At 41.1% G+C, this 14,936-nt stretch carries 14 protein-coding genes; 6 read left to right on the forward strand and 8 right to left on the reverse strand.

Annotated features, from left to right (window positions below; genetic code table 11):
- The first annotated feature begins 20 nt into the window (after positions 1-20).
- Complete coding sequence (locus tag IPO83_04935) at positions 21-1,943, forward strand: PQQ-dependent sugar dehydrogenase (GenBank protein ID MBK9730621.1); 1,923 nt, start codon at positions 21-23, stop codon at positions 1,941-1,943.
- Positions 1,944-1,982: 39 nt separating this feature from the next.
- Positions 1,983-3,668, forward strand: a complete 1,686-nt coding sequence (locus tag IPO83_04940; protein MBK9730622.1) for a S8 family peptidase — start codon at positions 1,983-1,985, stop codon at positions 3,666-3,668.
- 276 nt (positions 3,669-3,944) lie between these two features.
- Here the strand turns inward: IPO83_04940 and IPO83_04945 are convergent, their stop codons facing one another.
- From IPO83_04945 to IPO83_04960, 4 genes are all read right to left on the reverse strand, one after another.
- Complete coding sequence (locus tag IPO83_04945; protein MBK9730623.1) at positions 3,945-4,337, reverse strand: VOC family protein; 393 nt, start codon at positions 4,335-4,337, stop codon at positions 3,945-3,947.
- Positions 4,338-4,625: 288 nt separating this feature from the next.
- A complete protein-coding gene (gene polA, locus IPO83_04950) occupies positions 4,626-7,424 on the reverse strand; it encodes a DNA polymerase I (protein ID MBK9730624.1) in 2,799 nt (932 codons plus the stop codon).
- A gap of 159 nt (positions 7,425-7,583) precedes the next feature.
- Complete coding sequence (locus IPO83_04955; GenBank protein ID MBK9730625.1) at positions 7,584-7,964, reverse strand: four helix bundle protein; 381 nt, start codon at positions 7,962-7,964, stop codon at positions 7,584-7,586.
- A 262-nt stretch (positions 7,965-8,226) separates the two neighbouring features.
- Positions 8,227-8,565 carry a carboxymuconolactone decarboxylase family protein gene (locus IPO83_04960; GenBank protein MBK9730626.1) on the reverse strand — a complete coding sequence of 113 codons (339 nt, stop codon included), beginning with the start codon at positions 8,563-8,565 and terminating at the stop codon, positions 8,227-8,229.
- Positions 8,566-8,655: 90 nt separating this feature from the next.
- On the opposite strand from IPO83_04960, the gene IPO83_04965 reads away from it, so the two are divergent.
- From IPO83_04965 to blaOXA, 4 genes are read left to right on the forward strand one after another with little or no spacing between them, the layout of a single operon-like run.
- Positions 8,656-9,279, forward strand: coding sequence for a LemA family protein (locus IPO83_04965; GenBank protein MBK9730627.1), 624 nt, complete (start codon positions 8,656-8,658; stop codon positions 9,277-9,279).
- Positions 9,280-9,293: 14 nt separating this feature from the next.
- The gene (locus IPO83_04970) at positions 9,294-9,737 is read left to right on the forward strand and encodes a TPM domain-containing protein (GenBank protein ID MBK9730628.1); all 444 of its coding nucleotides are present in this window, start codon (positions 9,294-9,296) and stop codon (positions 9,735-9,737) included.
- Positions 9,730-10,494 (forward strand): TPM domain-containing protein, encoded by a 765-nt coding sequence (locus tag IPO83_04975; GenBank protein ID MBK9730629.1) that lies wholly within the window; start codon positions 9,730-9,732, stop codon positions 10,492-10,494. Before IPO83_04970 ends, IPO83_04975 begins: the two co-directional genes overlap by 8 nt.
- A 35-nt stretch (positions 10,495-10,529) precedes the next feature.
- Positions 10,530-11,381 (forward strand): class D beta-lactamase, encoded by an 852-nt coding sequence (gene blaOXA, locus IPO83_04980; GenBank protein ID MBK9730630.1) that lies wholly within the window; start codon positions 10,530-10,532, stop codon positions 11,379-11,381.
- 35 nt (positions 11,382-11,416) lie between these two features.
- On the opposite strand, the gene IPO83_04985 is transcribed toward blaOXA, so the two are convergent.
- The 4 genes from IPO83_04985 to rpiB form a co-directional block, all read right to left on the reverse strand.
- Positions 11,417-11,947 (reverse strand): Uma2 family endonuclease, encoded by a 531-nt coding sequence (locus tag IPO83_04985; protein ID MBK9730631.1) that lies wholly within the window; start codon positions 11,945-11,947, stop codon positions 11,417-11,419.
- Between the two features lie 287 nt (positions 11,948-12,234).
- Positions 12,235-13,209, reverse strand: a complete 975-nt coding sequence (locus IPO83_04990; GenBank protein MBK9730632.1) for a deoxyhypusine synthase family protein — start codon at positions 13,207-13,209, stop codon at positions 12,235-12,237.
- A 135-nt stretch (positions 13,210-13,344) separates the two neighbouring features.
- A complete protein-coding gene (locus IPO83_04995; GenBank protein MBK9730633.1) occupies positions 13,345-14,235 on the reverse strand; it encodes a septal ring lytic transglycosylase RlpA family protein in 891 nt (296 codons plus the stop codon).
- Positions 14,236-14,480: 245 nt separating this feature from the next.
- Positions 14,481-14,927 carry a ribose 5-phosphate isomerase B gene (gene rpiB, locus IPO83_05000; GenBank protein ID MBK9730634.1) on the reverse strand — a complete coding sequence of 149 codons (447 nt, stop codon included), beginning with the start codon at positions 14,925-14,927 and terminating at the stop codon, positions 14,481-14,483.
- Positions 14,928-14,936: the final 9 nt, after the last annotated feature.

The following is a 14,936-nucleotide window of genomic DNA, read 5'->3' on the forward strand; positions in this document are numbered from 1 at the left end:
TACTCCCCTAAAATGCCACCATGAAGAAAGCCTTTTACGATTGTGTTTTTATATTTTTCCTTTTGCTATCGGTTCAACTTTCTGCGCAGGATCCGGTAATTACCCTGCAGGAATTTTCAACCGGTTACACCAGTCCGGTTGATATTAAAAATTGTGGCGACAGCCGTTTGTTCATTGTGCAACAAAATGGTTACATCTATATCAGCGATTCTCTAGGAATTAAAAATCCAACACCATTCCTGGATATTCATACCAAGATCCTCCAATCCAGTGAACGTGGTTTATTGGGCGTGGTTTTTCATCCTGATTATTTCAACAATGGATATTTTTTCGTGTATTATACGAGGTCGCCTGATGGTACGATCCGGATTGCGCGCTATAGTGTTGATTCGCTGAATGAGAATGTGGCTGATCCTAACAGCGAATTGATACTGAAGGAAATCCCGCATCCATTATACAACAATCATAATGGTGGTTGTCTTCAGTTCGGGCCTGATGGCTATTTGTATGCAGGCACCGGTGATGGCGGCAGTGGTGGCGATCCTGATGAAAATTCGCAAAACACAAAAAAATATTTGGGTAAAATGTTGCGGATTGATGTTGACAATGGTTCACCATATGCTGTTCCTGCAGATAATCCTTTTGTTGGAGACACCGTTAATTATTATCCTGAAATATGGGCGTATGGATTGAGAAATCCATGGCGCTACAGTTTCGATAAACTTACCGGTGATTTGTGGATTGGTGATGTTGGTCAGAATACCTGGGAAGAAATTGATTTTATGCCGGTGGCTAATGGCGGTGGTCAGAACTATGGCTGGGATTGTTATGAAGGAACTCATAATTTTGAACCAGGCAATTGTTCTGTTAATGATGTGATCACCTGGCCTGTTTATGAATACCAGCACTGCACCGGATCCAATTGTGATTGCTCGCTGACAGGCGGCTATGTTTATCGGGGAGCACAGTATGCTAATTTGTATGGGAAATATGTCTGCGTTGATTACTGCAGTGGAAAATTCCGGGCCACTACACAAAATACAAATGGCACTTTCACTACTGCATTGGTTGGAGATGAAATAATCAGCCAGGATGAATTTGCTTTTTCTACATTCGGACAAGATCATCTCGGTGAGCTTTATGTTGCAAATGTGACAAATGGTAAGATTTACAATGTGACCGACACGGCCTGTTTACCTGTTGCAAAAATTCTTGCAAATAACGATGGCTCCTTTTCGCTTGACTCAGCAGTTTGTGTCGGCACAGAACTGCATGCAGTTACCGCTACTGGAAATACCTATCAGTGGCAGCTCGATAATGTGAACATTATCGGAGCTACTTCTCCGGTTTATGTTGCAGGTGAGGTGGGCGTTTATACATTCATTGTAACAAATGGTTCGGGTTGTTCAAATATTTCACAAACGGTAACAACCGGTTTACCCACTCAACCTGCCATTGAAGGCATTGATCCGTTTTACTGTGATTTCCAGATGCCGGATACACTCATCGGCAATCCACAAGGCGGCATTTTTAATGGTGACGGAATGAATGGCGCAGTGTTTAGTCCTGCTGTTGCCGGTCTGGGAGTACACATCATTACCTACACCTACGTAAACTTTTACGGATGTTCTGCAATACAAACAGCAACTATCTCTGTGGATGTATGTGAAGGAGTCACTCACCTTCAAGACAACGATGACCTCAAAATTTTTCCAATGCCAAATAATGGAACATTCACTATATCATTTAATAATCCGGCGAAGGAAATTACGGAGCTCAGCATCTTTTCCCTATCGGGAAAACTCATCATGCCGCTCGCGATCACACCCTCACTTTCAGGCACCTTAACTTTCAACGTTCAGCCATTAGCAGATGCGATGTATCTGTTGAGAATTAAAACAGGAAATGATGTCGTTTACCGAAAATTAGTAATTGAAAACTAAACCGATTTAAAGCTTTCACACCACCAAACCATTTTCATTATGTTTTTTTCACATGAAAAAAAGCGGCTGCTGTTAATCATCGCCACTTTGTTTTTTACTTATCAGGAAAAATTATTTGCACAGGAAACTGATCATATTCCCGGGGACCTGATTGTAATGTTGCATCATGAAAGTGATGTGAATGAATTAATTGCCGGTTTCAGGATATTCGAAAATCAGCCCACTGATCTTGTCATCTCACAACAACTTTCAAAACGATTAAATATCTGGCTCCTGCATTTTAATGACGCTATTGTTGATGAATCAAAAATGCTTGCAGGAATTAAAACAAACGCATCCGTTGCGCTTGCACAATACAATCATTTTATCGAATCACGTAATGTTCCGGATGATGAACGGTTTGGTGAACAATGGAACATGCTCAACATCGGGCAAACAGGCGGCACTGCCGGCGCAGATGTGCGGGCAACAAACGCCTGGGACATTACAACAGGCGGCTTTACTGCCGGAGGTGATACCATTGTGGTGGCTATTGATGATGATGGATTCGATCTTACACACCAGGATTTAAGTTTCTGGAAGAACCATTATGAAATTCCGGGCAACTCAATTGATGATGATCACAATGGTTATGTGGATGATTATGATGGCTGGAATTCGCAGACAAACAGTGGCGTGATCACTTCACTTTCAAGCGGACATGGAACACACGTGGCAGGAATTGCGGGCGCAAAAGGAAACAACACGATTGGCGTAGCCGGCGTAAACTGGAATGTAAAAATTTTACCGGTGCAGGGAAATTCAGGAACTGAATCCATTGCTGTTGCCGGTTATGCTTACATACTTGAAATGCGCGCAAAATACAATGAGACCAATGGAGATTCAGGTGCATTTGTTGTATCAACCAATTCATCATGGGGAACAGATTTTGCCTTGCCTGCAAACTTTCCGATCTGGTGTGCCATGTATGATTCAATGGGTATGCAAGGCATATTGAGTGCGGCAGCCACCAACAACGGAAGCAATGTGAATGTAGATGTACAAAGTGACATGCCCACTGCCTGCAGCAGTGATTTCCTTATTACGGTAACTAATACAGATAAAAATGACAACCGAACCGCAGCTTTTGGAGCGACCACCATTGATGTAGGAGCACCCGGCACTTCTATACTTTCTACAATACCTGGAAATTTATACGGGTCGAAAACAGGCACTTCCATGGCATCACCACACCTGGCCGGTGCCGTTGCATTGATCTGTTCACTCCCTTGCGATTCTTTAAGCAATGATCTGAAGCATGACAGGCCGGCAACAATGTTGCGCATCAAAGGATTTATCCTTGATGGAGTTGATCCTGCTACAAGTCTGGATGGCTTAACAGTAAGCGGCGGACGGCTGAACGTAAACCAGGCACTGTTGAATGCAGCCGCTTATTACAATTGCAATGTGGGTGTGGAAGAAATTGCTTCTTCTATCAATGGACTTAGTGTTTATCCGAATCCTGCAACAGACAATGTAACTATTACTACTAAAAATAATTTGCCTGGAAACACAACCATCACGATCCTTAATGTGATGGGACAAACACTGAAAACTGAAACCCTTCAAAACGGAAATACTAATCATTTCCAGATAAATATTTCATCGCTCGTGAATGGAATATATATACTTCGGTTAAGCAATGAAAATGAATTGTTGGGCCAACAGAAAATTATCGTTGAATAGAATCAGAAATTTTTTGCGAATAGATTTCACTTGATTAAAATCGGTTGCAATAGATAACATTCTGGCATGCTGCTACCAACAGACTCAGCAGTTAACATCTTACGATTCCGTTATCTATTGCCGTTTATTTTAATCAACGGCCAATTTGTTTCAATTCATTTCACCCGGATAAAACCGTGCGCAATAAACAATATGCTAACATTCCGTTACGTGCAAGCAAAGTTAATTTCAGGACTTGTTGCCTGCTTCAGTTGCTTCAGCAATTCTTTCCAAATGTTAAGCATCATACTTGTGAAATTCAGTTATGGTCAAATAATATCCGTCTGGATCTCTAAGAGAAAATTCCATTTTCGTAGCGTTCGGATTTAAATGAATTTCTTCTTCTACAATACCCCCTAACTCCTCAACCTTTTGTCGTATGGCGTTCATATTTTCCGTCCTGAAGTAAAGGATGAGTCCATTTCCGGGAGTAATCGTTGGATTGGTCATAGTAGGATGTTCGTGTTCTCCCCATTTATGAAGACAGAGTAGAATTTCATCATTCTCTGATACCAAAACGGCAAATGTATCCTTACCACCATGTTCTATTCTAAATCCAAAAATTTGTTGATACCATTTGGAGCTGGCTTCAACATCCTTTACTGCGATTATTGGATCAATTTTCGTCATCTATATAAATTTCTTTTAAGATCTCTCGTGTGAAAAATTAAATGATATGCATGCTAATTTGTCGATGTTGTCAAAGCATTACACAAAACAATCTACGACTCCTGCATCTATCGACGTTGATTTTAATCAATGACCAATTACTATTCATTTCACCTGCTAAAAAAATGGTGCAATTGATAACATGCTATCATTCTGCTAACAACAGCACATCAGCTACATCATGCGACGCTGGTATCTATTGCCGTTGATTTTAATCAACGGCTAATTACAATTTGAACCCACCACAAATTAGTGCGCATCCAGCCAATTTTTTCCACTACCCGCTCCCACTTCAATCGGAACACCAAGCGGCATGGAATGCTTCATCAGTTCCACCACAATGCCTTTCACTTCCTCCACTTCTGAAACATGCGCATCGAATACCAATTCATCATGCACCTGCAAAGTCATCTTCGTTTTGAAATTCCTTTTCTTAAACTCTTTGTGAATATTGATCATCGCCACCTTGATCATATCTGCTGCCGAACCTTGTATGGGTGCATTGATCGCTAATCTTTCTGCTTGTGCCCGCACTGTAAAATTTGCAGAGTTGATATCACGCAGGTAGCGTTTTCTTCCAAGCACTGTTTTTACATATCCATGTTCATGCGCAAACGCAATGTTCGTAGCCATCAATTGACTCACACCTGGAAATTCTTTTTGATAGTTGTCAATGATTTCTTTCGCATCAGTTCTTGAAATGCCAAGCGTCTGCGACAATCCAAAAGCGGATTGTCCGTAAGCGATGCCGAAATTCACTGCTTTTGCATTGCGCCGCATATCGGAAGTTACCAAATTCAACGCTACATTATAAACCTTTGCCGCGGTAGCTGAATGAATGTCAAGTCCTTTCTTAAATGCATCCAGCATATTTTCATCTTCACTCAACGCAGCAATGATGCGCAACTCAATCTGGGAATAATCGCAGGACAGCAATACATGTTCTTCATCGCGTGCAATAAATGCTTTGCGGATTTCTTTACCACGATCAGTGCGAATCGGAATGTTCTGCAGGTTAGGATCCACCGAACTCAATCTTCCGGTTGCTGCAATAGCCTGGTTAAAGGAAGTATGAACACGTCCGGTCTTCGGATTGATCAGCAAGGGAAGTGCATCCACATAAGTTGATTTCAGCTTCGACCATTCACGATAATCCTGTAACTTCTTCGCGATCTCATAATCCTTTACGAGCTTGCTGAGTGTATCTTCATCCGTTGAGTACTGGCCGGTTTTTGTTTTCTTTCCCTGGTAAGGAATTTTTAATTTATCAAACAACACTTCACCGAGTTGCTTGGGTGAAGCAAGGTTAAATCGCACACCTGCTAATTCATATACTTCCTTTTCCACCTGCATAATTTCTTTCTCCAACTGTGTCGAATAATCATTCAGAAACTGCTTATCAATTTTCACACCTTCAAATTCCATATCTGCGAGTACCGGCACGAGTGGCACTTCCACTTCCAAACAAAGCTTTTCCACTTCTCTCTCTATGAGCAGTGGAGCGAAAATTTGTTTTAGCTGTAATGTTACATCCGCATCTTCTCCTGCATATTCTACCACCTTTCCCACTTCCACATCACGCATGTTTCCCTGGCCCTTTCCTTTTTTTCCAATCAATTCCTCTATATGAATGGGTTCATAGCTTAAATAATTTTCAGCAAGAATATCCATGTTGTGCCGCTGATCAGGCTCAATCAGGTAATGCGCCAGCATCGTATCAAACATCGGCCCTTTCACTTCCACATCATACCATTTCAGCAACAGCATGTCGTACTTTATATTCTGACCAATCTTCACAATCGTTTCATCTTCCAGCACGGGCTTAAAAATGGCAAGTGTTCGCATAACGGCATTGCGATCAGCAGACAATGGAATGTAATACGCTTCAAAGGTTTTGTATGATATGGCAAGACCTACCAATTCCGCCAGGTTAGCATCCACATGCGTAGATTCTGTATCAAAGCAGAATTCCTTTTGCTTCATTAACTCTACAACCAACGCTTTCATTTTTTCTTCTGTGTCAACAAGATGATACGTGTGTGGTGTGTTGGCTGCATTTTTCGCGGCGGGTTGCTTTGTTATAAAGGTCTCCTGCAATGTTGCACTCGCCGGAACAGCTACGTCCTGTCCGAATAAATCCTTCTGCTTTCCTTCTCCGCCAACAACAGAATACCCTTCTCCAATAATTCTTTTACCAAGCGAGCGAAACTCGAGATCGTTAAATAGTTTGGTGAGTTCTTCTTTATCCGGCTGCTCCATCACTAATTGTTCTTCTGTTGCAGTAACAGGCACATCTGTAATGATAGTGGCTAATTTTTTGGAAAGGAGTGCCTGTTCTTTCAGATCAATAACTGTTTGCTGTAGTTTTCCTTTCAACATTTCCGGATGTGCCACCAGGTTTTCTACCGATCCAAAATCATTCACCAATTTTTTGGCAGTCTTTTCTCCTACTCCCGGAAGTCCGGGAATATTGTCAACTGAATCACCCATCAGTCCTAAAATGTCAATCACTTTCAATACATCATCAATCTCCCATTTTTTCATAATCTCTGCAGGACCTAAAATTTCTACCGGTCTTCCCTGGTAAGCGGGCTTGTACATGAAAATATTTTCAGAAACCAGCTGACCATAATCTTTATCAGGCGTTACCATGAAAACTTTATATCCATCTTTCTCTGCTTTCTTCGCCAGCGTACCAATCACATCGTCCGCTTCAAATCCATCCAATTCTACAATGGGAATTTTGAATGCTTCAATAATTTTACGGATGTAAGGAATAGCAATTGTAATGTCTTCGGGTTGTTCCTGGCGGTTGGCTTTGTACGCTGCAAAGTCATCTTCGCGATTTGTTTTTGCAGCTGTATCAAAGCACACTGCAATGTGCGTCGGTTTTTCGCGCTGAATCAAATCTACAAGTGTATTTGTAAATCCAAAAACTGCGGTAGTATTGATTCCTTTGGAGTTGTAAAACGGAGTTTTAGCCAGTCCGAAATAGGCGCGATAGATAAGTGCGAAGGCATCGAGTAGAAAGAGGCGTTTGTCGGTCATGGGATGGGTTGGTAGCTTGGTTGTTCGAAGTGGATGATTATTGGATGTGCCGATGAAATTGATGTGCCGATGTGCCAATTATAGGGAAAGCAGATTATTTTATGTGAAGATGTACAGATTATCTGATGAAGAAAATAAGTTGATAATGTTTTATTTTTCTTAACTGGTTTTGTAATTGCTATTAATGGTTTTCTTTGAGGTACTGATTATTTTATTAAGGATTTTATTAATTGACTTTAAGGTGTAAAGTAATTCCTCTGGATCAGGGTAGTTTTTTGAATGTTTACACAATAACAACCAGAATTCCGTTTCCTCACCTTCCTTTGCGGCAATCTTTAGTTTATGAATGAAGTCTCTTTTACTTTCTGCGTTCTGTGATTCCCAAATGTTAGCACCTACACTTGTACCTGACCTTAGCAACTGGTTGGCAACTGCAAATTTTCTCCTGACTTGCAATTCATCCGTAAATTCTACAATCGCCAATCCAAAATTGAAACTCAAATCAACAATCAGGTTATCCTTAATTTTTATAGTATTCATATAAATATCCTTTAATGCTAAAGATACACTTCCACAATAAAAAACATCACACCACCCAATCACTTTTCATCCGTCTCCATTTGACCCCTGCAACTCTCTTTCATATCCACATTCATATCACCGGCACATACTTTTCAATCTGCACAACGGCACATTAATTTCATCGGAGTCTCCTTTTCAATCGGCACATCCGCACATCAACTTCATCGGCACATCCTTTTCAATCGGCACATCGGCACATCAACTTCATCGGCACATCCTTTCACCCCAACTCCTCCCAATACTCCACCGCCCTTCTGAAATGCGGAATCACAATCGTACCACCTACAATATTTGCAACAGCAAAAACTTCATAGATTTCATCGGTAGTTATTCCTTCTTCCTTACATTTTCCGAGATGATACTTGATGCAATCGTCGCAACGAAGCACCATCGAGGCTACCAGTCCAAGCATTTCTTTTGTTTTTACAGGCAACGCACCTTCCGCATACGTATTGGTGTCAAGATTGTACAGCCGGTTGATCACCTTGTTGTTTTGTGAAAGAATCTTATCATTCATTTTTGCGCGGTATGCATTGAATTCATCTGCTAATTCACCCATAACTTATTTTTTTTGATCTGGTTAAGAAATTCAAATAATTATCTTTGTTACTCGTCTTACTTCAAAGTAAACATAAAAAAAATTGTTGCCATGAATAAAACCATCATCACGCTTGCAGTCATTGCATTGATTGCGTTCATTCTGTATTCTACGTTCAAAGGCGCCTATAACAACATGGTGACCAAGGGAGAGGATACAAAATCCAAGTGGTCGCAGGTGGAAAGCCAGTATCAGCGCCGCACCGATCTTTACAACAGTGTAGTGAAAGTGATTGAAGGGTCAGCCAACTTCGAAAGAAACACATTGGTAGACGTTATACAGGCAAGAGCCAATGCGACAGCCGTTAATGTAGATGCTTCCAAGCTTACGCCTGAATCGATTCAGCAATTCCAGCAGGCGCAGGATCAGCTGAGTTCAGCATTTAACAAGCTCATGGTGGTGGTTGAGCGCTATCCTGAACTGCAAACCACACAGCAATTCAAGGATTTTCAAACGCAGATTGAAGGAACGGAAAACCGCATCAACAAATCCCGCGACGACTTCAACCTTTCGGTGCAGGATTACAATACATACATCAAGAAATTCCCGACCAACTTTATTGCCGGCATGTTTGGATTTACGGAGAAAGGTTATTTCAAATCCAATGCAGGATCAGAAAATGCGCCTGACATCAACTTCAAAATCAATTCATCTGCGCCCGACACGGCGAAGTAATTTTCACTGCCAGCATGGCTTCTCCGAAAACATTTCTATCTCCTGAAGAACAGGAACAAATTGTTGCTGCCATCAAAGAGGCGGAAGGGAAATCTTCCGGTGAGATCAAAGTTTATTTCGAACAAAATTGTAAAACAGAACTGCTTGATCGCGCCGTGGAAATCTTCTATAAGTTAAAGATGGAGCAGACCAAACTGAAGACCGGCATCCTGATATACATTGCTCATGTTGATCGGGTTTTTGCTATCATCGGTGACAAAGGCATCAATGAAAAAGTGCCTGCAAATTTCTGGGATGAAACAAAAATGTTAATGGAAAGCTACTTCAAAGATGGAAAATACAAGGAAGGACTATTGAAAGGAATTTCGCTTGCAGGACAACAATTGCACAAATATTTTGAATTGATTGGTAATGATACCAATGAAATTTCTGACGACATCATTATCAGCGATGAATAAGCTTTCTCGATTCCTGTTGGTTTTCATGTTGCTGTTAATGGCAGGATGGAAGTTTTCAATAGCGATCGATATTCCAGCACGGCCTGATCCGCCAAAACTCGTGAATGATTTTGCCGGCATGATGAGCAGGGAACAAGCTGATCAACTGGAAAAAAAGCTGGATGATTACAGTGATTCTACTTCCACTCAAATCGCTGTTGTTACCCTTGTATCACTCGAAGGAAGTGACATTACGCAAACTGCTTACCGCATCGGCGATGCATGGGGCGTTGGCGGAAAGAACCAGGACAATGGTATAGTGATCCTGCTTTCAAAAGAAGACAGAGATGTCTGGATTGCCACCGGAAAAGGTTTGGAAGGTCCGGTGCCTGATGTAACCGCGAAAAAAATCATCGATAATATCATGCTACCGAATTTCCGGAACGGAGATTTTTATTCCGGGTTGGATCAGGGAACCGATGCCATTATCAAACTGGCTTCGGGTGAATTTGTAGATGAGCTGGGTGATCAACAGCAGCATGATAAAATACCATTGATACCCATCATTATCGTCGTCATCATTATTATATTCATCATTTCAAGAAACAACCGGGGCGGAGGTGGCAGATATATCAGCCGCGGCGGAACATTTACTCCATGGATCTGGGGAGGTGGACTTGGCGGCTTCGGCGGTGGAGGGCGCGGAGGTGGCGGAGGTGGATTCGGCGGTTTTGGTGGCGGAAGCTTCGGTGGCGGCGGAGCAGGCGGCAGTTGGTAGCCTATTTCTTAAGCAACGTTCATTGCACCTAATAGATGAAGCGCAACTATTTTTTTTATTGTTTCTCATTTCTGCTTTTTTCAAGTTCAATTATTGTTCCTACCACTTTCTATTCCTGTACTCCTATTGGTAATCACCGTCAGGATTTCAATAAATACTTTGAGGAATATCATGTAGATGGTTGTTTTGAATTATTTGATCTGAAAAAATCACAGTTCACAGATTGCAATGCCGATCGTTGCAGCCAACGGTTTATTCCTGCTTCCACTTTCAAAATTTTCAATTCATTAGTTGGTCTGCAGGTCGGTGCTGTTCCGGATGAGCATTATATGATGAAGTGGGACAGCATTACACGATCAGTTCCATCGTGGAACCACGATCAGGATATGGAAGAAGCCATTCACAATTCAACAGTTTGGTATTACCAGGAAATTGCACGCAGGATTGGCGCAGGTAAAATGCAGCAGTATCTCAACCTTGTTCACTATGGAAATATGAATATGAGCGGCGCCATCGATAGTTTTTGGCTCACAGGAGGCTTACGCATTTCATGTGATGAACAGATTGAATTCCTGAAAGACTTTTACCTGAACACCTATCATTTTTCACAACCGTCAGTTGACATTGTAAAGAAAATCCTGGTGCAGGATGATACCTTAGGTTATCGCCTCAGTGGTAAAACCGGTTGGGGAATGATGAAGGGAGAAGAAACAGGAGGTAAGGAATTGAATATCGGATGGTTTGTGGGATATGTTGAAAAAGGTGATGAAGTTTATTTTTTTGCAACGAATATCAGTTCACCTGAACCTGCTCCTGAAAATTTCGGCAGGGTAAGCAAGCAGATTACTCTGAAAATTTTGGAAGAACTTAATATTGTCAGAAAATAACAGCCTTACATGGGTTGATTTCAAGCCGATTAAAATTAAAAATTGAAAGCTTCTCTGAATAACATTGATTTTATTTTGCCTTTACTTTTTGAAAGATTCTGAAAATTTCCTTCTCTTAGTTCATAACCAATGGCTTCCTTTGTTTTAGGATCAATAACCCAATATTCCCTTACGCCATTTTTTTCATACACTGATTTCTTCATAGTAAGGTCACGGCTTTTATTGAAGGGAGATAGAATTTCCACAATAAAATCAGGTACTCCATGAAACCCTCCATCAGGATCAAGGAAGCCTTGATTTTCTTTACTAATAAAAATCAAGTCGGGTTGAAATACATTCTCATCATCAAAATAGACATCAATAGCTGAGAAAAAAACTTCTCCCAAATCTTTATCTTCAACATATTGGTCAATTTGTCTGAATATAATTTTTAAAAACCGCTGGTGAATGGAAGATGGTGATGGTGACCTATAGATAACGTTATTGATAACCTCACATAATGTGCCTTCCGGCAATAACTTAAAAACATCCACTGCTTTACGTGGTATTTTTTGGAGTGTTTTCATCAGGAATAAAAATAAGCAATTATTGAATTCGATATATAGCGGTCAACTATGATTTCCAACAAAACAACATTGAGTGCTTCCAGAGACTTCAATTTTCGTATGCTTAAACAGGTAATGGAATTTAGTTCACAGAATCTGGTGATGGAAATTCAACTCCCAAAATTAAATACCATTGTGGGCATTGAAGGGTATCCTGTTTTATTAATGCTAAAATCAAAAATCGTTAATCGATATTCGAATTCGATATTCTTAGAAATCACACTTAAAAGATAATCAGATGAAACTGTTTACCATCCCAAAATCCAACCGAACATCAACGGAGCCACAATACTTGCATCCGATTCCACAATAAATTTTGGCGTATCAATGCCGAGTTTGCCCCACGTAATTTTTTCATTCGGAACGGCGCCGCTGTAAGATCCATAACTGGTAGTTGAATCAGATATCTGGCAGAAGTAACTCCAGAAAGGAACATCATGCCATTCTAAATCCTGGTACATCATCGGCACTACGCAAATCGGGAAGTCGCCGGCAATGCCACCACCAATCTGAAAAAATCCCACGCCTTTTCCGCCTGAATTTTTACGATACCAATCTGAAAGCTGCACCATATATTCAATTCCCGATTTCATGGTAGTTGCCTTCAACTGATTCTTGATCACATAGCTGGCGAAAATATTTCCCATGGTTGAATCTTCCCAACCCGGCACAACGATCGGAATATTTTTCTGCGCCGCTGCCAGCATCCAGGAATTTTTAGGATCGATTTCATAATACTGTTCCAACACGCCGCTCAGCAACATCTTGTACATGTATTCATGTGGAAAATACCGCTCCCCTTTTGCTTCTGCATCCTGCCAGATTTTATAAATGTGTTGCTGCATTCTGCGGAAAGCTTCTTCCTCAGGAATGCACGTATCCGTTACCCTGTTGTAATGATGCTCCAGCAAATCCCACTCATCTTGCGGTGTCAGGTCGCGGTAGTTAGGGACACGTTTATAATGACTGTGTGCAACCAGGTTCATGATATCCTCTTCGAGGTTTGCTCCGGTACAGGAAATAATCTGCACTTTATCCTGACGTATCATTTCGGCAAAGGAAATTCCGAGTTCAGCCGTACTCATAGCACCCGCAAGAGTCACCATCATTTTCCCGCCTTCATCTAAATGATGCACATATGCTTTTGCAGCATCCATCATGGCCGCGGCGTTAAAGTGACGGTAATGTTTTTCCATGAACTGCGAAACCGGACCTTGTTGCATAAATTTTATTTTTTTGCGAAGATAGAAAAAGAGACGTGACGGGTAGTGAGTAGTGAGTCCTGAGTCGTTAGTCCTTAGTCCTTAGTCGTTAGTCTTTAGTCTTGTTAGAAAATCCTATCTTGTACTTCCTAATTCCTAATTCTTAATTCTCTGAAGCGTTGCCACCTGCATATTAGTGATGTTGTACACACCAATTTCAGGAATGGTATCAGAAGGATGAATAATATTCCCTGTAGTCCATTGCACTGCACTCCTGCCTGTTGAAATCGTGAACTTCATCTCTTCATAATTCAGTAATTCATAATCACAATCCAGCAAATTTCCTGTTACACTAAACCTGCTGGTAAAATGATTGCCGAATAATCCGCTCATGATATCGATGCCATTCCTTTCATCCAGTGAATAATATCCTTTCGAAGAATCACGCACCACCAATTCATAATTGCGCGGTATGGTATCATAAACAATCGTCCATGCGTAACGGTCTGCCGTTGAAGTTGGCTGAATGGAAAGTTTCATAGGCACATTTTGCTCCAGTCCACGTTCAGAATATACTTTCAGAATTCCATCCCATTGACCAATCCAGTCTTTGGGAAATTGCATTTGATATGGATCAGAGAGTGGAGGCACAGGAAGATTGTTTAAGGCCAGGATTGGTTCAGGTTTTATTTCTTCCACTTTCACCATGGTCCAGCCGGAGTGTATAAAATCCAGTGAGTCTGCTGCAGCACGTGAAAGATCAATGATCCTGCTCTTTACATAAGGCCCGCGGTCATTCACCCGCACAACCACAGATTTATTGTTTTTAAGATTGGTTACTCTTAACAGTGTTCCGAATGGAAGCGTAAGATGTGCGGCCGTAAGCTTTTTGTTTGAAAATATTTCTCCGTTTGCTGTCTTGCGTCCGTCAAATTTCGAAGCATAAAAAGAAGCGCGTCCGGTATGGGAATACAGCTTTTGAGCATTTGTACTGAAAGCACAATTGCATAATAAGAAACCCAACAATAATTTCCGGATGCCTTTCATTCGATTTTACACTTTTATCTTATCAGGAAATTTCAAACAACCATTGTTCTTTCTCACAGGTAAGTTTTATACTACTAACCTGTTTCTTTAACACGAAAGAAAAGCTGATTGACTTTATTCACTTTGACACAGTGTTTACTGTAACTCATGATGATAAATATAGGGAAAAAGCTGAGAGGCAGGAATGGTGAGAAAATTTATTAAAGTTAGTTATGCAATCTTCTCTATGCGATAATATAATGGACCTAGGAAAGGTCTGCTATTTTTTCTACGCGGAGCTGATGACGTCCTCCTTCAAAGGAAGTATGGAGAAATTCCTTCACCATAGCTTTTGCTGCATCAAGAGAAACAAATCTTGCCGGAAGACAAATCACATTTGCATTGTTGTGCTGACGTGCGAGATGCGCGATTTCAACAGTCCAGCTTATCGCGGCACGAATCTGCAAATGTTTATTTGCTGTAATGGCCACTCCATTCGCACTTCCGCACAGGAGAATTCCTAATCCGGCCTCACCTTTTTCAATAGCCTTACACAAAGGATGAACGAAATCAGGATAATCAACGGAAGCGGGAGAATCTGTTCCGAAATTGATTACAGTATACCCATCAGCTACAAGCCATTCACGTAATGCTTCTTTGTATTCAAAACCGGCATGGTCACATCCAATTGCAAGTATTTCCTGATTATTCATGGCTCATCA

The organism is Chitinophagaceae bacterium (assembly GCA_016717285.1).
Lineage (GTDB): Bacteria > Bacteroidota > Bacteroidia > Chitinophagales > UBA10324 > JACCZZ01.